The sequence below is a fragment of the Chromobacterium fluminis genome (assembly GCF_011602385.1).
GTDB lineage: Bacteria > Pseudomonadota > Gammaproteobacteria > Burkholderiales > Chromobacteriaceae > Chromobacterium > Chromobacterium fluminis.
In genome coordinates, this window is the sequence record NZ_JAAOMA010000001.1 from 257,081 (window position 1) to 277,337 (window position 20,257).

23 protein-coding genes are annotated in these 20,257 nt (G+C 66.7%); 17 read left to right on the forward strand and 6 right to left on the reverse strand.

Annotated features, from left to right (window positions below):
- The first annotated feature begins 22 nt into the window (after positions 1-22).
- The gene (locus HA052_RS01205) at positions 23-286 is read left to right on the forward strand and encodes a hypothetical protein (RefSeq protein ID WP_019103090.1); all 264 of its coding nucleotides are present in this window, start codon (positions 23-25) and stop codon (positions 284-286) included.
- An 11-nt stretch (positions 287-297) separates the two neighbouring features.
- A complete protein-coding gene (locus tag HA052_RS01210; protein ID WP_166450305.1) occupies positions 298-1,146 on the forward strand; it encodes an amidohydrolase family protein in 849 nt (282 codons plus the stop codon).
- Here HA052_RS01210 and HA052_RS01215 read toward each other — a convergent pair.
- Positions 1,100-1,471: a cupin domain-containing protein gene (locus tag HA052_RS01215; RefSeq protein WP_081548639.1), complete on the reverse strand. Its 372-nt coding sequence runs from the start codon at positions 1,469-1,471 to the stop codon at positions 1,100-1,102. The genes HA052_RS01210 and HA052_RS01215 overlap by 47 nt on opposite strands.
- A gap of 390 nt (positions 1,472-1,861) precedes the next feature.
- Between HA052_RS01215 and HA052_RS01220 the strand changes: the two genes are divergently transcribed.
- Positions 1,862-2,659 carry a hypothetical protein gene (locus HA052_RS01220; protein WP_166450469.1) on the forward strand — a complete coding sequence of 266 codons (798 nt, stop codon included), beginning with the start codon at positions 1,862-1,864 and terminating at the stop codon, positions 2,657-2,659.
- 388 nt (positions 2,660-3,047) lie between these two features.
- Positions 3,048-3,332, forward strand: a complete 285-nt coding sequence (locus HA052_RS01225) for a hypothetical protein (protein ID WP_146176757.1) — start codon at positions 3,048-3,050, stop codon at positions 3,330-3,332.
- A 71-nt stretch (positions 3,333-3,403) separates the two neighbouring features.
- Here the strand turns inward: HA052_RS01225 and thiE are convergent, their stop codons facing one another.
- Together thiE and thiD are read right to left on the reverse strand one after the other, a co-directional pair.
- A complete protein-coding gene (gene thiE, locus HA052_RS01230; RefSeq protein ID WP_166450470.1) occupies positions 3,404-4,030 on the reverse strand; it encodes a thiamine phosphate synthase in 627 nt (208 codons plus the stop codon).
- Positions 4,014-4,856 carry a bifunctional hydroxymethylpyrimidine kinase/phosphomethylpyrimidine kinase gene (gene thiD, locus HA052_RS01235; RefSeq protein ID WP_166450471.1) on the reverse strand — a complete coding sequence of 281 codons (843 nt, stop codon included), beginning with the start codon at positions 4,854-4,856 and terminating at the stop codon, positions 4,014-4,016. The genes thiE and thiD overlap by 17 nt, the downstream gene beginning before the upstream one ends.
- A 108-nt stretch (positions 4,857-4,964) precedes the next feature.
- On the opposite strand from thiD, the gene HA052_RS01240 reads away from it, so the two are divergent.
- The 8 genes from HA052_RS01240 to HA052_RS01275 all read left to right on the forward strand — a co-directional run bounded on the left by HA052_RS01240 (position 4,965) and on the right by HA052_RS01275 (position 12,043).
- On the forward strand, positions 4,965-5,129 hold the full coding sequence (locus HA052_RS01240) for a rubredoxin (protein ID WP_039756174.1): 165 nt from the start codon (positions 4,965-4,967) through the stop codon (positions 5,127-5,129).
- Positions 5,130-5,217: 88 nt separating this feature from the next.
- The gene (locus HA052_RS01245; protein WP_166450472.1) at positions 5,218-6,036 is read left to right on the forward strand and encodes a M48 family metallopeptidase; all 819 of its coding nucleotides are present in this window, start codon (positions 5,218-5,220) and stop codon (positions 6,034-6,036) included.
- A 2-nt stretch (positions 6,037-6,038) separates the two neighbouring features.
- Positions 6,039-6,395, forward strand: a complete 357-nt coding sequence (locus HA052_RS01250) for an MmcQ/YjbR family DNA-binding protein (protein WP_166450473.1) — start codon at positions 6,039-6,041, stop codon at positions 6,393-6,395.
- A gap of 73 nt (positions 6,396-6,468) precedes the next feature.
- Positions 6,469-6,885 carry a CopD family protein gene (locus tag HA052_RS01255; RefSeq protein WP_081548653.1) on the forward strand — a complete coding sequence of 139 codons (417 nt, stop codon included), beginning with the start codon at positions 6,469-6,471 and terminating at the stop codon, positions 6,883-6,885.
- Between the two features lie 12 nt (positions 6,886-6,897).
- On the forward strand, positions 6,898-7,368 hold the full coding sequence (locus HA052_RS01260) for a hypothetical protein (RefSeq protein ID WP_166450474.1): 471 nt from the start codon (positions 6,898-6,900) through the stop codon (positions 7,366-7,368).
- Between the two features lie 14 nt (positions 7,369-7,382).
- The gene (locus tag HA052_RS01265; protein ID WP_166450475.1) at positions 7,383-7,844 is read left to right on the forward strand and encodes a CYTH domain-containing protein; all 462 of its coding nucleotides are present in this window, start codon (positions 7,383-7,385) and stop codon (positions 7,842-7,844) included.
- A 154-nt stretch (positions 7,845-7,998) separates the two neighbouring features.
- Positions 7,999-9,276 (forward strand): glutamate-1-semialdehyde 2,1-aminomutase, encoded by a 1,278-nt coding sequence (gene hemL / locus HA052_RS01270; protein WP_166450476.1) that lies wholly within the window; start codon positions 7,999-8,001, stop codon positions 9,274-9,276.
- A 40-nt stretch (positions 9,277-9,316) separates the two neighbouring features.
- Positions 9,317-12,043: a DEAD/DEAH box helicase gene (locus HA052_RS01275; protein WP_166450477.1), complete on the forward strand. Its 2,727-nt coding sequence runs from the start codon at positions 9,317-9,319 to the stop codon at positions 12,041-12,043.
- A gap of 70 nt (positions 12,044-12,113) precedes the next feature.
- On the opposite strand, the gene ppc is transcribed toward HA052_RS01275, so the two are convergent.
- The gene (gene ppc / locus HA052_RS01280; protein ID WP_166450478.1) at positions 12,114-14,813 is read right to left on the reverse strand and encodes a phosphoenolpyruvate carboxylase; all 2,700 of its coding nucleotides are present in this window, start codon (positions 14,811-14,813) and stop codon (positions 12,114-12,116) included.
- Between the two features lie 310 nt (positions 14,814-15,123).
- Between ppc and hemC the strand changes: the two genes are divergently transcribed.
- The 4 genes from hemC to HA052_RS01300 are packed head-to-tail and all read left to right on the forward strand — an operon-like array spanning position 15,124 to position 19,029.
- Complete coding sequence (gene hemC / locus HA052_RS01285) at positions 15,124-16,053, forward strand: hydroxymethylbilane synthase (RefSeq protein WP_081548665.1); 930 nt, start codon at positions 15,124-15,126, stop codon at positions 16,051-16,053.
- Between the two features lie 7 nt (positions 16,054-16,060).
- The gene (locus HA052_RS01290) at positions 16,061-16,792 is read left to right on the forward strand and encodes a uroporphyrinogen-III synthase (protein ID WP_166450479.1); all 732 of its coding nucleotides are present in this window, start codon (positions 16,061-16,063) and stop codon (positions 16,790-16,792) included.
- A complete protein-coding gene (locus HA052_RS01295) occupies positions 16,789-17,817 on the forward strand; it encodes a uroporphyrinogen-III C-methyltransferase (RefSeq protein WP_166450480.1) in 1,029 nt (342 codons plus the stop codon). The genes HA052_RS01290 and HA052_RS01295 overlap by 4 nt, the downstream gene beginning before the upstream one ends.
- A gap of 3 nt (positions 17,818-17,820) precedes the next feature.
- Entirely contained in the window at positions 17,821-19,029 is a 1,209-nt protein-coding gene (locus HA052_RS01300; protein ID WP_081548671.1) for a heme biosynthesis protein HemY, read from the forward strand.
- A 69-nt stretch (positions 19,030-19,098) separates the two neighbouring features.
- On the opposite strand, the gene HA052_RS01305 is transcribed toward HA052_RS01300, so the two are convergent.
- Positions 19,099-19,515 (reverse strand): YqaA family protein, encoded by a 417-nt coding sequence (locus HA052_RS01305; protein ID WP_166450481.1) that lies wholly within the window; start codon positions 19,513-19,515, stop codon positions 19,099-19,101.
- Positions 19,512-19,829, reverse strand: a complete 318-nt coding sequence (gene cyaY, locus HA052_RS01310) for an iron donor protein CyaY (RefSeq protein WP_081548675.1) — start codon at positions 19,827-19,829, stop codon at positions 19,512-19,514. Before cyaY ends, HA052_RS01305 begins: the two co-directional genes overlap by 4 nt.
- Before the next feature lie 135 nt (positions 19,830-19,964).
- On the opposite strand from cyaY, the gene lptM reads away from it, so the two are divergent.
- The gene (lptM, locus tag HA052_RS01315) at positions 19,965-20,153 is read left to right on the forward strand and encodes an LPS translocon maturation chaperone LptM (RefSeq protein WP_166450482.1); all 189 of its coding nucleotides are present in this window, start codon (positions 19,965-19,967) and stop codon (positions 20,151-20,153) included.
- The last annotated feature ends 104 nt before the right edge of the window (positions 20,154-20,257 follow it).

Consider the following 20,257-nt stretch of genomic DNA (forward strand, 5'->3'; position numbering starts at 1 on the left):
TCATTGAAATTGTGAGGTCACCATGGCATTAGACGAAATCGCCAACCAGATCACCGATGACGAGTTCGCCCTGGACACCATCCAGGGAGAGCGAGTCATCATCACCTCGCCCATCATCCTGGGCACAGCCGGCAGCGAATGGGAGGGCTCGCCGATTTTCCGGCGCGACTACCTGCTCGCCCTCCTGTCCCACAGCATCCGGCACAAAGTGCTGAACGCCGCCGACATCGACGCGGCGCTGGACCTGGGCGCGGCGCGCGACGCCGCCTGTCAGGCCTGCGGCTGAACCCGGCGCCGATGATAGACGGACACGCCCATATCTTCCTGCGCCGACAGATCGGCGCCGCCCCGCTGCGCTACAAGCCGTACCGGGACGCACCCTTGCAGGCCTATCTGGCGCAACTGGACCAGTTCGGCATAGCCGGCGGCGTGCTGGTGCAACCTAGTTTTCTGGGCAACGACAACCGTTATCTGTTGCAGGGCCTCCGCGAGAGCGAGGGTCGGCTGCGCGGCATCGCTGTGATAGCGCCGGAATGCCCGCTGCCGGCCATGCGCGCCATGGACGACGCCGGCGTCGTCGGCCTGCGGCTGAACTTGATTGGCCGGCCGCTGCCGGATCTGAATTCACCGGCGTGGCGCCGCTGTCTGGCGCATGCCGCCAACCTGGACTGGCAAGTGGAGGTGCATCGCGCGGCGCAGGATTGGCCCACCTTGCTGCCGCCATTGCTGGACGCCGGGGTCAAGGTGGTCATCGATCACTTCGGCCGTCCGCACCCGGCGCTGGGCGTGGACGACCCCGGCTTCCGGCGCATGCTGGACGCCGGCGCGGCCAGCGGCCGCATCTGGGTCAAAATCTCCGCGGCCTACCGCAACGGCCTGGCCGGCCGCGGCGAGGACATCGCCCGCGCCGCGCTGCCGCTGCTGGACAGCGCGCTGGGGCCGGGGCGGCTGCTATGGGGCAGCGATTGGCCGCATACTCAGTTCGGCTCCATCCGCTACGCCCGCACCTTGGAACTGCTGGAACAGTGGCTGCCCGATAGGGAGCGCCGCCGGCGCATCACCCACGACACCCCCGCCGAGCTGTTCCGCTTCGACGCGGCTACAGAAAGTGGCGATCCTCCGCCAGATGACTGGCCGGACAGCTGAACATCAACACCAGCGGCGCGGCGCCGGTATTGCTGAGTTGATGCTGGGTATTGGCCGGCACCACGAAGGAACTCTGCTCCGCCACGGCCTGGGTCCGCGCCGCTCCGGTAGCCACATCCACCAGTCTCATCTCGCCGCGGCCGCTGACGATATGGTAATGCTCGTCGCCATGGCGATGATAATGTCCATTGATCGCCACGCCGGGAGCGATTTCGGTTAAATAAGTGCTAAAACCGGCATCGCCGGCCAATTTCAGGATCTTGATGCCCACGCTCTTGTCGTAAACGCCATTTTCAAGCTCCAACTTCCAATCAATCACCTTCATGATATTCCTAACAAACCGTAATAGCGGACAAAACAAACATTAAAAGCGAGCTATTATTTCAAACCTGCGCGCCTTATGCGCCTTCTCCGTGCGCCTTAATCCTTTAGTACAGTTAATCAAGGCCAAACGGCCATTCGCATTGACACTATCGAAACAAAAAATCTATAAGTGCCCAGCTTAGAGCCTGTTCAAAGCTTAGCGAACAAGAGCGAGACAAGGCGTTGCCACATGGAAACGCGCGCGCATACAGCGCGCCGCGTTCCAAAACCGGTTTCAACGCCATTCCAAGCATCTCGCCGGCGCGCAGCAAATATTGGACAGCGGCCGACGCGACAGCGAGGCCAAGACAGCGCACCCCGACATGACCAACCTCCGCACCAGGCGCACACTATGGACTATCAGCTCGTCTCCCCTGAACGCTTCTCCGAAGAGCAAAGCGAATTCGTGGCTCAGTTCCGCCAATCCGTCTCCCAGATCTCCGATCAGACCGACATGATCGTCGGCGCCAAAGACGCCAACTCCCGTCATCTGGCGTCCAGCGACGCCTACGCCAGAATCGTGGCGCTCAAACGCGGAGACGACGTGGTGGACCGTTTGGACAAGGAAATGCCCTGCGAAGGCACCGCCCAGTTCGCCGATTGCTACGTGCAGGAAGATTTGGCGCTGATGCGGACCTGCGACCCGGCACGCAAAGTCTCCATCCTCAACGTGCATGAATACGGGGACGGCCTCAAGGCGCGGGTGTTTTCCAAGCATCTGCTCAAACACGAAGCGACGCGCTCCATCCTGGGCACCATCTATTACGCCCATGAAATTGAAATCGCCAACTTCATCAACCTGATGCCCAATTACATTTTGGAATTTGGCGCCGGCTGCAGCATAGAACAAGTGCAAGGCGAATTGAAACTGCTTGATGTGGAATTGACGGAGTACGAACAGGAAGTCTGCTTCCTGATGTTGTTGAACTGGGACTTCAAGCAAATTGCCGACTTCATGAACAAATATCGGCCCAAGCCCAAAACACGGGTGGCGGATTCGATTATCAAGAGCAAGAACTATATTTGCGAAAAACTGGGCTTGCCCACTCAGCGACGCGCTGAATTATGCGACGCGCTGATTGCCGCCGGCATGCACCGAAAAATGCCGACCTCGCTTTTCAGCCGGCTGATCGGCTCCAAACAATTGTGATACCCGACTGGGCGTTCTCCATTTTTCTGGAGTTACCCCATAGGCATAAAAACGCTATGCTCTGAGCCTGGAGCGGTAAACCGTGCGACCGGACTGCCATCCCACGCCGGCATCGCCGCTCCAATCACGCGGCAAACCTGAGCGGCTGACGCATCCCGCCGGCTCGCGCCCTCAAGCGCGACGCTGCGGCGCAATATCAAGATGCCGGCCACTCGACAAAAAAATACTTGAAACGCCGCCAGGCCCCCTGCGCAACGCAAATCTCGCCTTCCGCCATGCGCGCCGCCTCAAAGGCCGCGCCGGCAACGCGACGCCAGGGAACAGTCGCGGCGGCCATTTCAGGATCAACGCGGGCCAAAGAGAAACCATGATGCGACAGGAGTCAGCAATGAGCATACGCGCCTTGAATTATGGCAAGCATTCTGCAAGATCCTTATCGGGAATCGCCAGAAACGTGGAGGCCTTCGCGCTGGACACGATAGACGGCGAACGCGTGATCATCACCCTGCCCGCCATCCAGGGCGAGCAAGGCAGCGAATGGGAAGGATCGTTGATTTTCCGTCACGACTACCTGTTGGAGCTGCTGGCCTACAGCGTGGAACACGGCATCATCAAGCCCGGCGAGGTCAGCAAGGCCTTGATCGACGGCAGTTCGCGGCCCAGCCAGGTCTAAGACCGCGAACAGACGCCAAACCCGAACCCGAGCATCCTCCAACCGCCGCGCCCTGCGCGGCGGTTTTGCTTTCAGCGGCCGCCCCGGCGGCATATTTCCGCCAGTTCCAGAGCCGCTCCGGCCGGATCCGCCGCGCCGAACACGCCACCTATCACCGCGATCGCGTCCGCGCCGGCCGCCAGCGCCTGTCCGGCGTTGCCGGCATGGATGCCGCCTATCGCCACCAGGGGCGCGCCCAAGCTGCGCGCCTCGGAAAACAGGCCCAGCCCCGCGCGCGCCGCGTCCGGCTTGGTGCCGGACGGAAACACCGCGCCGAAGGCGAGGTAGCTGGCGCCGGCCTCCGCCGCCCGTCGCGCCCGCTCCAGGCTGTCGTAGCAAGACGCGCCTATCAGCGCGCCGGCGCCCAGCCGCCGCCGCGCCGCGCTCAGGGCGGCGTCGTCGCGGCCCAGATGCACGCCGTCCGCCCCGACGCGCGCCGCCAGCTCCACGTCGTCGTTAACGATGAAAACCACGTCGTGACGCCGACACAGTTCTGCCAGCGCCTGCGCCTGCTCCAGACGCAAAACCGCGTCCTCGCTCTTGTTGCGGTATTGCAGGATGTCGATGTGCGGCGCCGCCGCCTGCGCCAGGCTCAGCAGCCGCGCGCTGTCCTCGGTGTCCGGCGTGATCGCGTACAGCCCCTTAAGCCTGGCCGGCATCGTCGTCCTCGTCGTCGCCGCGCGCCCAGAACATGCGGTCCGGCAAGAACTGGCCCATGCCGGGCCGAAAACCGTTCAACAAGGCCTGGTAGGTGTATTCCTGCGCCTCCCTCACCGCTTCCGGCAACAACAGGCCGGTGGCCAACATGCCGGCGATGGCCGAGGCCAGCGTGCAGCCGGAACCATGATAACTGCCGGGCAAGCGTTCCCAGGTGTCGGAGCGCACCAGGCCGCCGGGCCCGTACAGCTGGTTGACCACTTCCTTGGTGTTTTCGTGAGTGCCGGTGATCAGCAAATGCGGGCAGCCCAGCGCCAGGATGCGTTGCGCGCACTGCTCCAGCGTCAGGTCCTCGTCCTCGTCGGCGTCATTGCTGGCGATGCGCCGCACTTCAATGCTGTTGGGCGTCAGGATGGACACCTGCGGAATCAACATGTCGCGCATCGCCGCGATCAAGTCCTCGTCGGCCAGCTCGTGGCCGCCGCCGCTGGCCAGCACCGGATCCAACACCACCGGGATGTCAGGGTAGTCGGCAATCAGCTGCGCCACCACCGCCACGTTCTCCACACTGCCCAGCATGCCTATCTTGAAAGCGGTGACCGGGATGTCTTCCATCAGAAAACGCGCCTGGTCATTGACCCAGTCCGCGTCCAGCACCATAAAGTCATTGATGCCGACGGTATCCTGCACCGTGATCGCGGTGATCACCGACAAAGGGTGGCATCCCAGGCTGGCCAGCGTCAGAATGTCGGCCTGGATGCCAGCGCCGCCGGAAGGGTCCGAGCCCGCCAGGGTGAGGACCACGGGAGGAGTGGGCTGAGTGGTCAAGACTGAAACCTCTTCGTTCTGTATAGGGTCGGAGCGGCCGGCGGGCGCATTGTCAGTGTCGCGGACCACTCTTAGAATAACTGTTTTACTCGAGCACAAGGTGATGCGATGCGTACTTGGATGTGTCTGATTTGCGGCTTTATCTACGATGAGGAAGCCGGCCGTCCGGAGGATGGTATCCCGCCGGGCACCAAGTGGGAAGACATTCCGCCCAACTGGACCTGCCCGGACTGCGACGCGCGCAAGGACGATTTCGAAATGGTGGAAATCTGAGCCGGCGCAACCCGCGCCCGCCGCGATATCCCGCCGCGCCGCCGCTCGCCTGTCAGGCGACGCCTGGCGCTCAAGAGGCCATACCGCAATGAAAAGTTTCTGGAGCAAAACCCTGGCCGGCCTGCTGGCCGCAGCCGCCCTCGCCGGCTGTGCCCAGGTCAACACCACCCAGGGCGGCGCCGTCGGCGTCAGCCGCGGCCAAACCATGCTGCTGTCCAGCCAGGAAGTGGAGCAGATGTCGGCCAAGTCCTACGCCCAGCAATTGGGCAAGGCGCGCGCCGCCGGCCAGCTCAACGCCGACGCGGCGATGACGGCGCGGGTGCGCAAGATCTCCCAGCGCCTGATCGCTCAGGCGCCGGTGTTCCGCCCCGACGCCGCCAAATGGCGATGGGAAGTCAATGTGACGCGCAATGACGAGCCCAACGCCTACGCGATGGCCGGCGGCAAGATCATGGTCTACTCCGGCCTGATCACCAAGCTCAAGCTGAGCGACGCCGAACTGGCCGCCGTCATCGGCCACGAAATCTCGCACGCGCTGCGCGAGCACTCGCGCGAAAGCATGAGCCAGGCTTACGCGCAGCAAGTGGGCCTGTCGCTGGTGGGCGCTGTCGCCGGCCTCAAACAGAACCAGATGGACATGGCCTCGATGGCCGCCGACGTGGCGCTGTCAAAGCCCAACAGCCGTACCATGGAATCCGAAGCCGACATCATGGGCCTGGAATTGATGGCGCGCGCCGGCTACGACCCCAACGCCGCGGTGAATGTCTGGAACAAGATGATGGCGGCCGGCAATAGCGGCGGCGCGGAATTCCTGTCCACCCACCCGTCCGGCCCCACCCGCATCCGCGACCTGCAACAGCGCATCCCGCAAGTGATGCCGCTGTACCAGGCGGCTAAGAAAGCCTGAACATGGCCTTGCGCAAAGAAGACGTGGACGCGCTGCTGGCCCAGGCCCGCGCTTTGCCGGGCGCCGAGTTCGACATCAAGTGGGAAACCCGGCGCGTGCTCAGCCTGGAACGCAAGATGTTCGCCCTGTTCCACGAGGACAACGTGATGTACAAAGTGGCCGCCGACGATTTTCTGGTCCTCAGCGGCCTGCCCGGCGTGCGGCCGGCGCCGTATCTGGCGCGGGCGCGCTGGATAGAAGTGGCGTCGCTGGAAGCCTTGAACCTGGAACAACTGCACGCCGGCATCGCCGACGCGCGCCGGCTGGTGCTGGCCAAGCTGCCCAAGGCCGTCAGACAACGCTACGAGGCCTCGGCGTGAACGCCGCCGGCCAAGCCCTGCCCCGCGCCGCGCATCGGTCCGCGGCGGCCCCCGCCCCAATGACAAGGACATCGTGAGCTACCTTTACCTCAAAGCCTTCCACGTTTTTTTCGTGGTGTCCTGGTTCGCCGGGCTGTTCTACTTGCCTCGCCTCTACGTCAATCTGGCGCTGGCGGAACAAGACGCCGAATATCAACGCCTGCTGCTGATGGCGCGCAAGCTGTACCGCTTCATGACCCCGTTGGGCGTTCTGGCGCTGGCCACCGGCCTCGGGCTGTGGCTGGGCTTCGGCATAGGCGGCGGCTGGCTGCACGCCAAGCTGACCCTGGTCTTGCTGTTGGTCGGCTATCACGGCTGGTGCGGCAAGCTCTACCGCGACTTCGCCGCCAAAACCAACCGCCGCGGCCACCGCTGGTTCCGCGTGTTCAACGAACTGCCGGTGCTGGTATTGCTGGCGGTGGTGATCCTGGTGGTGGTCAAACCCTTCTGAGGAGATCGATGCATGCGCAAATGGATTGCATTGTGGCTGGGCTGTCTGCCCGCCTGGGCCGCCACTCCGCTACCGCCCAAACCGGCGCTGCCGCCGGAAGTGGTGGCCACGCTGCGCCGCGACGGCGCGGAACTGCTGCGGCTGCCGATGTGCGTGGACGCCAAGGGCGCCTTCTCCGGCCAGCGCGAGGTGGGCGACGCCCTGCTCAGCGTTGGCGGCACCATCGCCGCGGCGCGCGCCCAACACAAGCCGCTGCTGAGTGCCAACGCCAGCTGGAGCGACCAGGACGGTAAACGCGTGGTCAGCGCCCAGACCCTGATCGGCGCTCAGCCGGAACTGGTGGGCAGCTGGCCCCAACGCGCCACACCTTACGGCCAGAGCAGCGGCGTGGTGCCCCAGCAAAGCAGCCTGTCGCTGTATCTGCAAATCTCGCCGCGGGCTGAGGCCTGCGGCAAACCCAAGGGCGAACAGATCGCCCACTAGGAGTACGTACTAAGATGGCTGTGGAAATCGAACGCCGCTTCATCGTCGTCGGCGATGCCTGGCGCGGCCTGGCCCCCGGCGTGCAATACCGCCAGGGTTATCTGTCGGTGGAAAAGGAACGCACCGTGCGCGTGCGCGTGGTCGGCGATCAGGCCTGGCTGACGTTGAAAAGCAATATCAGCAACGTCAGCCGCCACGAGTTTGAGTACCCGGTGCCGCTGGCCGACGCGCAAACCATCATGGGAGCGATGTGCCCGATGGTGGTGGACAAGCTGCGCCACCGCATCGAGCACGGCGGCTTCATCTGGGAAGTGGACGAATTTTTCGGCGATAACGCCGGCCTGGTGCTGGCGGAAATCGAACTGCCGGATGAAAGCACCTCATTCGACCAGCCTGCCTGGATAGGCGAGGAAGTCACCGAGGACGGCCGCTACACCAACGCCTATCTGTCCAAGAACCCCTATAGCCGCTGGTAGCCCCGCGCCGCTTATCCACAGCGCCTCGCCCAAGCTTTGACTTATCCACACCCTCCGACCGCCGGCCTCGGTTAAAATGGCGGCCGACGGCGGGCTCCGCGCCCGTCCCAACCGAACACACCCGCGGCCGCGGCCGCCCGACAAGGAAACGCACATGTCCCGCAATCTGGAACTGTTTGAACGTGGCAAGAAATCCATCCCCGGCGGCGTCAACTCGCCGGTGCGCGCCTTCGGCCAGGTCGGCGGCACGCCGCGCTTCGTCAAGCGCGCCGAAGGCGCCTACTTCTGGGACGCCGACGACAAACAGTATCTGGACTACGTCGGCTCCTGGGGCCCGGCCATCGTCGGCCACGCCCACCCGGAGGTGGTGAACGCGGTGCAGGAAGCGGCCGTCGGCGGCCTGTCCTTCGGCGCGCCCACCGAGGGCGAGGTGCTGATCGCCGAGGAAATCCGCAAGCTGCTGCCCTCGATCGAACAAGTGCGCCTGGTGTCCTCCGGCACCGAGGCCACCATGTCGGCGATCCGCCTGGCGCGCGGCTTCACCGGCCGCGATCTGATCGTCAAATTCGAAGGCTGCTACCACGGCCACTCCGACAGCCTGCTGGTCAAGGCCGGCTCCGGCCTGCTCACCTTCGGCAACCCGTCCTCCGGCGGCGTGCCGGCCGACTGCACTAAGCACACCCTGGTGCTGCAGTACAACGACGTTGAACAGCTGGAAAAGACCTTCCGCGAAATCGGCGGCCAGATCGCCTGCGTGATCCTGGAGCCGATCGCCGGCAATATGAATTTGATTCAGCCCTCGGCCGAGTTCGTCCAGGCGCTGCGCAGCCTGACCGAACAACACGGCGCGGTGCTGATCTACGACGAAGTGATGACCGGTTTCCGCGTGGCGCTGAACTGCGCCCAGGGCCTGCACGGCGTCAAGCCGGACCTGACCACGCTGGGCAAGGTGGTGGGCGGCGGCATGCCGCTGGCGGCCTTTGGCGGCCGCGCCGACATCATGGCCTGCATCGCGCCGCTGGGCAACGTCTACCAGGCCGGCACCCTGTCCGGCAATCCGCTGTCGGTGGCCGCCGGCCTCGCCACCCTCAAGCTGATCCAGCAGCCGGGCTTCCATGAAACGCTGGGCCGCCGCACCGCGCGCCTGGCCCAGGGCCTGGCCGACGCCGCGCGCGCGGCCGGCGTGACCATGAGCAGCGACAGCGTCGGCGGCATGTTCGGCTTCTACTTCAGCGAGCACGCGCCCAAGTCCTACGCCGAAGCCACCCGCTGCGACATCGAACGCTTTAAGCGCTTCTTCCACGCGATGCTGGACGAAGGCGTCTACCTGGCGCCGTCCGCCTACGAAGCCGGCTTCGTCTCCAGCGCCCACAGCGACGACATCATCGAGCAGACCCTAGCCGCCGCAGCCCGCGCGCTGAGCCGCGTCTAAGCCTGAACGCCGCCGCCTCCGCGCGGCGGCGCCTTCTCGCATGCACACTCCCCCCACCCGCCTGGCCTGGCGGCTGCGCGTCGAAGTCTCCGGCGTGGAACTGCAGCCCTGCGAGCAAACGCGAGGCCCCGACGGCTACGGCCGCGGCCGGCGCCTGCCGCTCACCAGACTGCTGGCGGAACAGGACAGCCTGGACTGGCTCGGCGGCCAGGACAGGCTGATCCTGCGCGCGCTGGCCGCCTTGCAGGCCGACATCGCCGCCGACGGCCACGCGGCGCTGGACGCGCTGGCCGCGCTGCCGCTGCTGGTCGGCCACCCGGCGCTGTACTGGGCCGACGCGCCGGAACAGGCGCTGCGGGTGGAGGCCGGCCAAGTGGCGCTGGAACTGGAGCGCCAGGGCGAACAGATCTCCCTGCGGCTGAGCCCGCCCGGCATCGCCGCCTGCGCCGGCGTGCTGTGGCGCAAGCTGGCGCCGGACCGTCTCGCGGTCTACCGGCTGGACGAGGAGGTGCGCCAGATCGCCGCGCTGCTCGGCCACAGCCTGAGCCTGCCCTGGCACGCCCGCAAGAAAGTGCTGGACGCCATCCGCGACATCGCGCCGGAGCTGCCCTTGCACGACGTCAGCGCCAGCTTCGACGACAGCCTGCCCAGCCAGCCGGCCGACGCCACGCTGCGCGCGCTGCTGCGGCTGGACGAGGCCGGCCTGCGGCTGCAACTGAAAGTGCGCCCGCACCCGGCCAGCGCGCTGTACGCGCCCGGCCGCGGCGCGCCCGGCCTGGTGGTGAGCGCGGACGGCATCGCGCTGCAGCTCAAGCGCGACCTTCCCGCCGAACGCGCTCGCCAGCGCCAGGTCCACGCCGCCTGCCCGACGCTGGCCGCCGCGCGCCGCGACGGCGACGAATGGGCGGTGGACGGCCAGCAGACGGCCTTGGACCTGCTGGCCGAACTGCAGACGCTGGACGCGGACACCCTGCAATGCGAATGGCCGTCCGGCCAGCGCCAGCGCATCCGCGCCGGCGTCGGCCTGCCGCAGCTGAAACTGAGCGCCAAGCGCAAGGGCGGCTGGCTGGAAGTGGACGGCGAACTGGGGCTGGACGACGGCAACATCCTGGCGCTGCGCCATCTGCTGGAAGCGCTGGCCGGCCAGTCCGGCCGCTACCTGCGCCTGTCCGACGGCGACTGGCTGGCACTGTCCGACTCCCTCGCCGCCCGCCTGCGCCAGCTGACGCTGCTGGCCGACCACGCCGCGCCCGGCGGCCTGCGCCTGAGCCCGCTGGCCGCGCCGCGGCTGGGCGAGCTGGCGGCCGAGGCCGGCGCTTTCGACGGCGACGCGGGCTGGAATGAACAATGGCGGCGGCTGCAATCGCTGCAAAGCTTCGAACCCGAAATACCGGACACCCTGCGCGCCACGCTGCGGCCTTACCAGCAGCAAGGCTACAACTGGCTGGCGCGGCTGGCCCACTGGGGCGCCGGCGCCTGCCTGGCCGACGATATGGGCCTGGGCAAGACGGTGCAGACGCTGGCGCTCTTGCTCAGCCGCGCCGCGCTCGGCCCGCAGCTGGTGGTGGCGCCCACCTCGGTGGCGCTAAACTGGCTGGCCGAAGCGGCCCGCTTCGCGCCCGGCCTGCGGCTGCGGCCCTACCAGCAACAACGCCGGCTGGACAGCGCCGGCCCCGGCGATCTGGTGGTGGCCAGCTACGGCCTGCTGCAGCGGGACGCCGACGCCTTCGCCGAGGTGCGCTGGGCCAGCGTGGTGCTGGACGAGGCGCAGGCGATCAAGAACGCCGCCAGCCAGCGCGCCCAGGCCGCCCACGGGCTCTATGCCGATTTCCGCCTGGCCGCCAGCGGCACGCCGGTGGAAAACCATCTGGGCGAATTATGGAGTCTGTTCCGCTTCGTCGCGCCCGGCCTGCTGGGCAACGAGGACAAATTCCAGCAGCGCTTCGCCCAGCCCATCGCCGATGGCGACGAAGACGCCCGCGAAGCGCTGAAAGCGCTGATCCGCCCCTATCTGCTGCGCCGCACCAAGCAACAGGTGCTGACCGAGCTGCCACCGCGCACCGACATCACCCGCGCCGTCCCGTTAAGCGAGGCGGAAATGGAAGTCTATGAGGCGATGCGCCAGCAGGCGCTGGACAAGCTGGGCCAGCCGGGCGAGGCCGAGGGCGGCGCGATGCAAGTGCTGGCCGAGCTGACCCGGCTGCGCCGCTTCTGCTGCCACCCCACGCTGACCCAGCCGGACAGCGCGCTGCCCTCCGCCAAGCAGACGCTGTTCCGCGAACTGATGCTGGAACTGCTGGACAACGGTCACAAGGCGCTGGTGTTCAGCCAGTTCGTCGATCACCTCGCCATCGTCCGCCGCTGGCTGGACGAGCAAGGCATACGCTACCAATACCTGGACGGCGCGGTGCCCGGCCCGCAACGCAAGGCGCGCATGGATGCCTTCCAGGCCGGCGAAGGCGAGGTGTTCCTGATCAGCCTGAAAGCCGGCGGCACCGGCCTCAACCTGACCGCCGCCGACTACGTGATCCACCTCGACCCCTGGTGGAACCCAGCGGTGGAAGACCAGGCCAGCGACCGCGCCTACCGTATGGGCCAGCAGCGACCGGTGACGGTGTACCGGCTGGTGGCCCAGCACACCATAGAAGAAAAGATCGTGGCGCTACACGCCAGCAAGCGCGAGCTGGCCGACAGCTTGCTGGACGGCGGCGACCTCAGCGCGCGGCTGGACGGCGCGGCGCTGCTGGAACTGCTGCGCCAGGGCTGAGAGGCCCGTTCAAAGTCCGCAGCGCATCGGCGCAGCGCGGCGTCGGGCCTCTCCGCCGCCGCGTCGGGCCTCAGCCGCTGTTGCGCAGGCCGGCCGAGGTGCCGTTGATGGTCAGGTGGATCGCATACAAGGCCTCGGCGTCGTCCGGCTGGCGGCGCAGCCGGCTCAGCAATTCCGCCTGCAACAGGCCCAGCGCGTCCAGATACGGCAAGCGCGTTTCCAGGCTGCGATGCAGTGTCGGGTTCTTCTCCAACAGCGCGCTTTGGCCGGTGATGGCGTAGAAGGCGTCCAGCGTCGCCTGCCACTCGGCCTGGATGCGGCCGAACAGCGCCTCGGCCAGCGCGCGGTCCTCCACCAGGCCGGCGAAACGGCGAGCGATGCCCAGATCGGCCTTGGCCAGCACCTGCTCCATATTGGACAGCACCACCTGGAAGAACGGCGAGCTGCGGTACAGGCTTTGCAGACGGGCGCGTCCGGCTTCGCCGTGACGCTCGATAAAAGCGCGCACCGCCGAGCCGACACCGAACCAGCCGGGCAGCATCACCCGCGATTGCGACCAGGAGAACACCCAGGGAATGGCGCGCAGGTCCTGGATCGAGGCCAGGCTTTTGCGCGACGCCGGCCGGCTGCCGATGTTGAGCTTGGCGATGGCGTTGATCGGCGTCGCCTCCAGGAAGTACTGCATGAAGCCCGGCGCTTCCACCAGTTCGCGATAGGCGCGGTAGGCGGCGTCCGACAGCTCGTCGAACACCGTCTCGTCGGTCTCGCAGCTGGCGCAGCCGCTGAGGCTGGCTTCCAGCGTCGCCGCCACCAGAGCCTCCAGGTTGCGGCCGCCGATGGCCGGGTCCGAATACTTGGACGCGATCACCTCGCCCTGCTCGGTGATGCGGATGCGCCCGGCCACGCTGCCGGCCGGCTGCGCCATGATGGCCTCGAACGAGGGGCCGCCGCCGCGGCCCACCGAGCCGCCGCACCCGTGGAACAGCCGCAGTTTGACCCGGCCGTCGGCGAAACAGCGCACCAGCCGCTTCTCCGCCTGGTAGAGCTGCCACTGGCTGGTCAGATAACCGCCGTCCTTATTGCTGTCGGAATAACCCAGCATCACCTCCTGCATGCGGCCGCGGCTGTCGAGCAACTGCTGATACCACGGCAGCGCGAACAGCGCCGTCATCACCTGGGCGCTGCGGTCCAGATCGGCGATGGTTTCGAACAGCGGCACCAGGTTGACGCTGGCGCGCGGCAGCCCGTCCACCAGCCGGATCATGCCGGCCTCCTTCAATAGCAGCGCCAGCGCCAGGATGTCGCTGACCTGGGCGCAGTTGGAGATGATGCTCTGGCCGATGGCGTCGGCGCCGAACTGGCGCTGGATCAAGGCCGCCTCGCGGAAGATGGCCAGCTCCTTCTCCGCCTCGGCGCTGTAGTCCAGATAGGGCGAATACAGCAGCCGCGGCGTGGCCAGCTCGCGCAGCAGCACCCGGCTGCGCGCCGCCTCGTCCAGCGCCGCGAACTCCTCCAGCCCGGCGCGGGCGAACAACTCGCCCACCACCGCCTCGTGGCTGCCGGCGAACTGGCGCAGGTCCAGCGGCATCAGGAAGAAGCCGAACACATCCACCGCGCGGATCAGTTCCGCCAGCCGGCCGTCGGCCAGCGCCGCGCTGCCGTGTTCGCGCAGCGAGGCGTCCAGCACGGCGAGGTCGGCCTGGAATTCGGCCTGGTCGGCATAAGGCCTGCCCGCCGGCCAACGGCCGCTCAGGCTTGCGCCCAGCTTCAGGCCGGTGGCCAACACCCGCGCCTCCATCGCCGCCAGCGCGCGCCGGTACGGCTCCTCGCGGCGGCTCTCCTCCTGGTCCGGGGTCAGCGCCGCCAAGCCCACCAGGGCCGGACTGACGCCGACCAGGCGCTGCGACAGCGACAGCTCGCGGTACAGCGCCGCCAGTTCGTACAGATAATGTTCAAACGCCACTTGCGCCTGGCGCGTCACCGCGTGGCGCAGCACCACGGCGTCGACATTGGGGTTGCCGTCGCGGTCGCCGCCTATCCAGCTACCGACGCGGATGAAGGACGGCAGCGGCGTGGTCTGGCCCCAGATGGCCTCGATCTGCCGATCCAGGCGCTGGTATAGCGCCGGCAAGGCCTGAAAGAAGGTCAGCGGGTGGTAGGCGACGCCGTTTTCGATCTCGTCCTTGACCGCCAGCTTGAAGTGGCGGATTTCCGAGGTCTGCCACAAGGCGACGATCACGCGCTTGAGTTTGGCCTCCAGTTCCTCTTCTTCTTCCGGCGTCAGGTCCGCCGCCGCCAGCTTGCCCAGGAAACGGCGCACCGCGCGGTGGCCGTCCAGCACGCTCTGGCGCTGCACCTCGGTGGGGTGGGCGGTGAGGATGGCGCCGACATAGGCGTCGCGCAGGGTATCGGCCAGCATGGCGATGCTGACGCCGTCGGCCTTCAGCTTGCCCAGCGCGCGCGACAGGCTGCCCTGCTGCGGCGCGGAACCGGCCTGCCGGTGGGCGCGGCGGCGGCGCACATGGTGCAGGTCCTCGGCGATATTGAACAGCTGGGCGTACAGGCCGCAGGCGCGCACCAGCGCCATCGCCGCCGCCGGGCTCAATTCCGCCGCCAAGGGCTGGCTGCGTTCCTCCGCGCTGCGGCCGGCGATGGCGCGCACCTCGGCGTAGACCTCGGGGCCGGCCTGTTCGCTCAACACTTCGGCCAGCGCGCGGTCCAGGCGCGCCAGATCGGCGCGCAACGGCAAGTCCTTGTCTAAATCGCTCATTCGGTATTCCTTGATGGTGACGGGCGGCCGCGGCCGTGACCGCTCCTAGTTTTGAATCGGCTCAAGTCGGCGCGGCCGCCGGCTGCGCTGACTTCAGACGATTCGTTTCGCATGCAAAACATCATAAGCAGGCTTACCGCTGTAGTGGCAACACTACTGTCATTTAACCGGTTAGATATTGACCTGAGTGCGCATTGCGCAACATCAAGCTTTACGCCCCCGCCTGGACAATGCCGCGGCGCTGCGCGTCGGGCGGGCATGCTAGAATGCCCGCCATCCCAGCACATAGCCCAATCGGAAACCGGTTTTCATGGACAAAATCGTCATCGCCAGCCGCGAGAGCCGGCTGGCCATGTGGCAGGCCGAACACATCCAGGCCCGGCTGCAAGCGCTCTACCCCCACCTCAGCGTGGACATCCTGGGCATGACCACCCAGGGCGACCAGATTCTGGACAAGACCCTGTCCAAAATCGGCGGCAAAGGCCTGTTCGTCAAAGAGCTGGAAGTGGCGCTGGCCGAAGGCCGCGCCGACCTGGCCGTGCATTCGATCAAGGACGTGCCAATGGTGCTGCCGGAAGGCTTTGCGCTGGCCGCCATCTGCGAGCGCGAAGACCCGCGCGACGCTCTGGTGTCCGCCCGCTACGCGGACTTGTCGGAGCTGCCGGACGGCGCGGTGGTGGGCACCTCCAGCCTGCGCCGCGAATCGCAGATCCGCGCCCGCTATCCGCGGCTGGTGGTCAAGCCGCTGCGCGGCAACGTGCAAACGCGGCTGCGCAAGTTGGACGACGGCGAATTCGACGCCATCATCCTGGCCGCCGCCGGCCTCAAGCGCCTGGGCCTGTCCGAGCGCATCCGCAAGGAGCTGCCGCCGTCGGAAAGCCTGCCGGCCGCAGGCCAAGGCGCGCTGGGCATCGAGATCCGCGCCGACCGCGCCGACCTGATGCAGCTGCTCGCGCCGCTGAACCACGCCGCCACCCACGCCTGTGTCAGCGCCGAGCGCGCGCTGGCGCGCGAGCTGGGCGGCAGCTGCCAGGTGCCACTGGGCGCCTTCGCCACCCTCAACGAGGGCACGCTGGCGCTGGGCGGCTTCGTCGCCAGCCCGGACGGTTCCGTGATGCTGACCGCCAGCGCCAGCGCCCCGGCCGATTACGCCGACGCGCTGGGCCGCGCCGTGGCCAAAAAGCTGCTGGACGACGGCGCCGGCCCGCTGATCGAGGCGGTGCTGGCCGACCCGCGCTGAGACGACGATGCCGCGCGTCCTGGTCGCCCGTCCGCAGGCGCAAAGCGCCGAGCTGCTGCGTCTGCTCGTCGCAGCCGGCTTCGACGCCGGCCATCTGCCGCTGATGGAAATCACGTCGGAACCGGACGCGCTGGCCGCTTTGCCTGGGCAAGCGGCGACGGCCGACTGCCTGATTTTCGTCAGCCCCAGCGCCATAGACCAGGCCTGGCCGGCGCTGCGAACGCTGGACCTCGCCGCCAAGCGGCTGGTCTGCGTCGGCCGCGCCAGCGCCGCCAAGCTGGCCGCGCTCAGCGGCCGAACGGCACTGCACCCCGCCGAGGGCAGCGACAGCGAAGCCTTGCTGGCCCTGCCCGAACTGGCCGATATGCGCGGACAGCGCGTGCTGATCGTGCGCGGCGTCGGCGGCCGGCCGCTGCTGGCGCAAAGCCTGGCCGCGCGCGGCGCGGCGGTGGAGTTCGCCGAAATCTACCGCCGGCTGGACGGCGCGCCGGACTGGGCGGCCTTCGACCGCGCGCCGCCGGACGCGGTAATCGTCACTTCCGGCGAAATCGTAGAGCAATTGTTCCGTCTCGCTGGCCCCAGTCGAATCAGGACGTTACAATGCCTGCTATATTGCGTGCCGCATCCGCGCGTGGCCGACCGGCTCGCCGCGCAAGGCGCGACGCGCATCATGACAACCCGGGCCGAAGACAGCGCGCTGGTCGCCGGCCTTAAAAAATGGTTCTGTCGTCACCCATGAGCGAATCCCAGATCACCGAAACCGCCAAACCCGAGTCCAAGAAATCGCTGAGTCCGGCCTTGCTGATCGCCATCGCCGCGCTGGGCGTGTCCGGCTGGCAGTACTTCAGCACCCAGCAGGAACTGACCGCCGCCCGCCAGGAACTGGCGCGCCGGCTGGCCGAAGGCAGCGGATCCGCCAAGGAGCTGCGCGCGATGACCGAGCAGGCGATCAGCGCCAACCGCGCCACCGAAGGCCGGCTGGCGCTGATGGAGGCCCGCGTCAACGAATCCGCCGGACAGTACGCGACCCTAAACGGCATGTACCAGGAACTGACCAAGAACCGCACCGACTGGCTGCTGTCCGAGGTGGAACACACCCTGGCCATCGCCAGCCAGCAGCTGCAACTGGCCGGCAACGTGCCGGCCGCCGTGTCCGCTCTGGAGATGGTGGACGCGCGCCTGGCCAAATTCGACCGCCCGCAATTGATCGGCGTGAAAAAGGCGGTGGCCACCGACCTGGAAAAACTCAAGGCCCTGCCCTATCTGGACAGCGTCGGACTCACCGTCAAGCTGGACCGGCTGATGCTGTCCGCCGACAGCCTGCCGCTGGCGGTGGACGCCCACCGCCTGGCCAGCCAGAAGCCGCAGGCCAAAGCCGCGACGCCGGCCAGCGCGCCGTTGTGGGAACGCTTGGTGGCCGACGTCAGCAAGAGCCTGGGCGAGCTGATCCACATCCGCCGCATGGACAAGCCCGAAGCGCTGTTGCTGTCGCCGGAGCAAGCTTTCTTCTTGCGGGAAAACTTGAAGATGCGTCTGCTGGACGCTCGTCTGGCGCTGATCCAGCGCGACGGCAAGACCTTCGCCGCCGACATCGTCGCCGCGCGCAGCTATGTGCAGCGCTACTTCGACCGCGACGCGCCGGCCGTCACCCAATGGCTGGGCACGCTGGGCGAACTGGAAAGCGCGCCACTCGACGTGGCGCTGCCGGATATGAACGCCAGCCTCAAATCGGTGCGCGACGCCCAAGGCGCGGCAGGAGAATAAACCGTGAAATTCGCCTTGTGGATTACCGGGCTGTTTGCCCTCGCGGTGCTGGTCGGCCTGGCCGCCACCCTGAACACCGGCTACGCCATCCTGTTTCTGCCGCCGTATCGGATGGAAGTGTCGTTCAACCTGCTGATCGTGTCGGTGGTGGCGCTGATTTTCGTGGTGCACCTAGTGCTGCGCATGGTGGCGGTGGCCGCCAATCTGCCGGCGGAAGTGCGCCGCTTCCAGCGCCAGAAAAAGCTGAAAGCCTCCCGCCACGCGCTGCGCGAAGCCGGCATCTCCTATTTTGAAGGCCGCTTCCAGAAAGCCGAGCGCGAAGCCAGCAAGTCGCTGGACAACGAGTACTCGCCGGAAAACAAGGCGTTGGCGCTGCTGATCGCCGCCCGTTCCGCCGGCGCCGCCGGCGATCTGGACAAGCGCGACGGCTATCTAGCGCAACTGGACGCGATGCCGCCGCGGCTGCAGCTGGCGCGCCATATGTTGGACGCCGAATTGAAGCTGGAAGCCAAGGACCCGCTGGGCGCCTTGGCCGCCATCGAACGCGCGCGCGCGCTGTCGCCCAATCTGACCAACGCCTTGCGGCTGGAATTGAAGGTCCGCTTGCTGCAGAAACAGCCGGAGGCGGTGCTGACGCTGACCGAGAAACTGCTCAAGGCCGACGCGCTGGAGCCGGAACAGGCGCGGCGCTATCGTTTGGCCGCCTATCAGCAACAGCTGGTAACCCTGCTGGGCGGCCAGGAAATCCGCGACTGGCTGCGCCGCATCCCGGAAGCAGAACGCAGCAACCCGCAACTGATGGACCAAGTGGTGGCGCGGCTGATCATGCTGCAGGACTACGACTACGCCGCCACCTTGCTGGCCGGCGCTCTGGCCAACGACGATCACGACACCCCGGAGCTGTCCCGCGAGCTGGGCAAGCTGGCCGAGCACCTGAGCGAGGACAAACGCCTGGAGCTGCTGAAAACCGCGGAAAACTGGCTGAAAAAACGCCCGCGCGACCACTGGCTGCTAATGGCGCTGGGCCGGCTGGCCTTGTGCCAGCAGCTGTGGGGCAAGGCTCAAAGCTATCTGGAGGCAAGCGCTTCGATCTCGCCGACGCTGTGCGCCCACGCCGAGCTGGCGCGGCTGTTCGAAGCCACCGGCAAGGAAGAACTGGCGGCTCAGCATTACAACAAGAGCCTGGAACTGGCGCTGAAGCAAGGCTGCTGATTCCGCGCGCTTTATACGAAAAAGGACATGCTCCCGCATGTCCTTTTTTATTGCCTTGTTCATGCCTTCTCAACTCGACAACAGCAGCACGCCCCAGGCCAAAGCCAGATAGCGCGCCGCCTTGCCCAGGGTCAGCCACAAAATGCTGGACCACCAGGGCAGACGCAGCCAGCCGGCGGCCAGCGGAATGGCGTCGCCGACCACCGGCAACCAGGACAGGGCCAGCACCGCCGGGCCGAAGCGCTGGAACCAGCCGGCCAGCCGCGGCGGCAGCTCCTTGCGCGGCGCCAGCCGCCCCAGCCACAGGCTAGTGACGCTGCCGGCGGTATTGGCCACCGTGGCCACCAGCAGGGCCAGCCACAGCCAGTCCGGCCATTTGTACAGAAAAGCGGACAGCGCCAGTTCGGAATTACCAGGCAGAATAGTAGACGAAGTGAAAGCCGACACCGCCAACCCGCCCAGCCCCAGCCACACCAAGTGGCTCATTCATCAAACTCTATGGTTTCGCCGCAGGCGGCGGCGATGGCGGCGCTGAGGGTGGAGAAAAATTCCGAGCCGTCGCGAGCGGCGATCCAGCGGCCGTCGCGAAAGGCGAAGTGGTAGCCGCCGCTCTTGGCCGCTATCCACAGTTCCTGGTTGGCGGTGTGGCGGTTGACGATGATCTTGGCGCCGTCGCTGAACTCGATGTCCAGCACATTGCCGGACACCAGGTAGTCGGCGTCCAGATCATTGTCGTCGATGGCGGCTTCGATGCGCGTGAAGATGGCGTCGGTGTACCGCAGAAATTCGGTTTCGTTCATTGCGCTTTCCCGTTGAATGACGGCCTGGACGCCGTCTTGGCGCGGCTCAGACCTTGAGCGCCGGGCGCAACGTAATCACACGGCGCGCCGCAGCTTTGCTAGTATCGGGATTTTGCCACATTGGAACTCATTCGTATGCGCACCTTGCTGGCTTGTGCAAGCCTGACCCTGTTCCTGGCCGCCTGCGGCTTCAAAGGCCCGCTGTATTTGCCCGCCCCCGCAGCCAAACCTGCCGCCGCCGCGCCCGCCGCCAAACCCGCGGTCAAGGCCGACGCCTCCTCCCCTCGCGCCGCGGTAGAATCCGCCTCTCCCGCCTCTCGCTGACGGTTCCCGCCGCGCTTCCGGGCGGTGCGGCGATAGCGGAAAATGCCGAAGACATATTGATATTCCCACGCGGTTTCCTGCACATCAGTCATATCCTTTACACT

Coding starts and splice junctions, on each gene's coding strand:
- HA052_RS01205 (WP_019103090.1), top strand. CDS start 23: ATGGCATTAGACGAAATCGCCAACCAGATCACCGATGACGAGTTCGCC.
- HA052_RS01210 (WP_166450305.1), top strand. CDS start 298: ATGATAGACGGACACGCCCATATCTTCCTGCGCCGACAGATCGGCGCC.
- HA052_RS01215 (WP_081548639.1), bottom strand. CDS start 1,471: ATGAAGGTGATTGATTGGAAGTTGGAGCTTGAAAATGGCGTTTACGAC.
- HA052_RS01220 (WP_166450469.1), top strand. CDS start 1,862: ATGGACTATCAGCTCGTCTCCCCTGAACGCTTCTCCGAAGAGCAAAGC.
- HA052_RS01225 (WP_146176757.1), top strand. CDS start 3,048: ATGAGCATACGCGCCTTGAATTATGGCAAGCATTCTGCAAGATCCTTA.
- thiE (WP_166450470.1), bottom strand. CDS start 4,030: ATGCCGGCCAGGCTTAAGGGGCTGTACGCGATCACGCCGGACACCGAG.
- HA052_RS01240 (WP_039756174.1), top strand. CDS start 4,965: ATGCGTACTTGGATGTGTCTGATTTGCGGCTTTATCTACGATGAGGAA.
- HA052_RS01245 (WP_166450472.1), top strand. CDS start 5,218: ATGAAAAGTTTCTGGAGCAAAACCCTGGCCGGCCTGCTGGCCGCAGCC.
- HA052_RS01250 (WP_166450473.1), top strand. CDS start 6,039: ATGGCCTTGCGCAAAGAAGACGTGGACGCGCTGCTGGCCCAGGCCCGC.
- HA052_RS01260 (WP_166450474.1), top strand. CDS start 6,898: ATGCGCAAATGGATTGCATTGTGGCTGGGCTGTCTGCCCGCCTGGGCC.
- HA052_RS01265 (WP_166450475.1), top strand. CDS start 7,383: ATGGCTGTGGAAATCGAACGCCGCTTCATCGTCGTCGGCGATGCCTGG.
- hemL (WP_166450476.1), top strand. CDS start 7,999: ATGTCCCGCAATCTGGAACTGTTTGAACGTGGCAAGAAATCCATCCCC.
- HA052_RS01275 (WP_166450477.1), top strand. CDS start 9,317: ATGCACACTCCCCCCACCCGCCTGGCCTGGCGGCTGCGCGTCGAAGTC.
- ppc (WP_166450478.1), bottom strand. CDS start 14,813: ATGAGCGATTTAGACAAGGACTTGCCGTTGCGCGCCGATCTGGCGCGC.
- hemC (WP_081548665.1), top strand. CDS start 15,124: ATGGACAAAATCGTCATCGCCAGCCGCGAGAGCCGGCTGGCCATGTGG.
- HA052_RS01290 (WP_166450479.1), top strand. CDS start 16,061: ATGCCGCGCGTCCTGGTCGCCCGTCCGCAGGCGCAAAGCGCCGAGCTG.
- HA052_RS01295 (WP_166450480.1), top strand. CDS start 16,789: ATGAGCGAATCCCAGATCACCGAAACCGCCAAACCCGAGTCCAAGAAA.
- HA052_RS01305 (WP_166450481.1), bottom strand. CDS start 19,515: ATGAGCCACTTGGTGTGGCTGGGGCTGGGCGGGTTGGCGGTGTCGGCT.
- cyaY (WP_081548675.1), bottom strand. CDS start 19,829: ATGAACGAAACCGAATTTCTGCGGTACACCGACGCCATCTTCACGCGC.
- lptM (WP_166450482.1), top strand. CDS start 19,965: ATGCGCACCTTGCTGGCTTGTGCAAGCCTGACCCTGTTCCTGGCCGCC.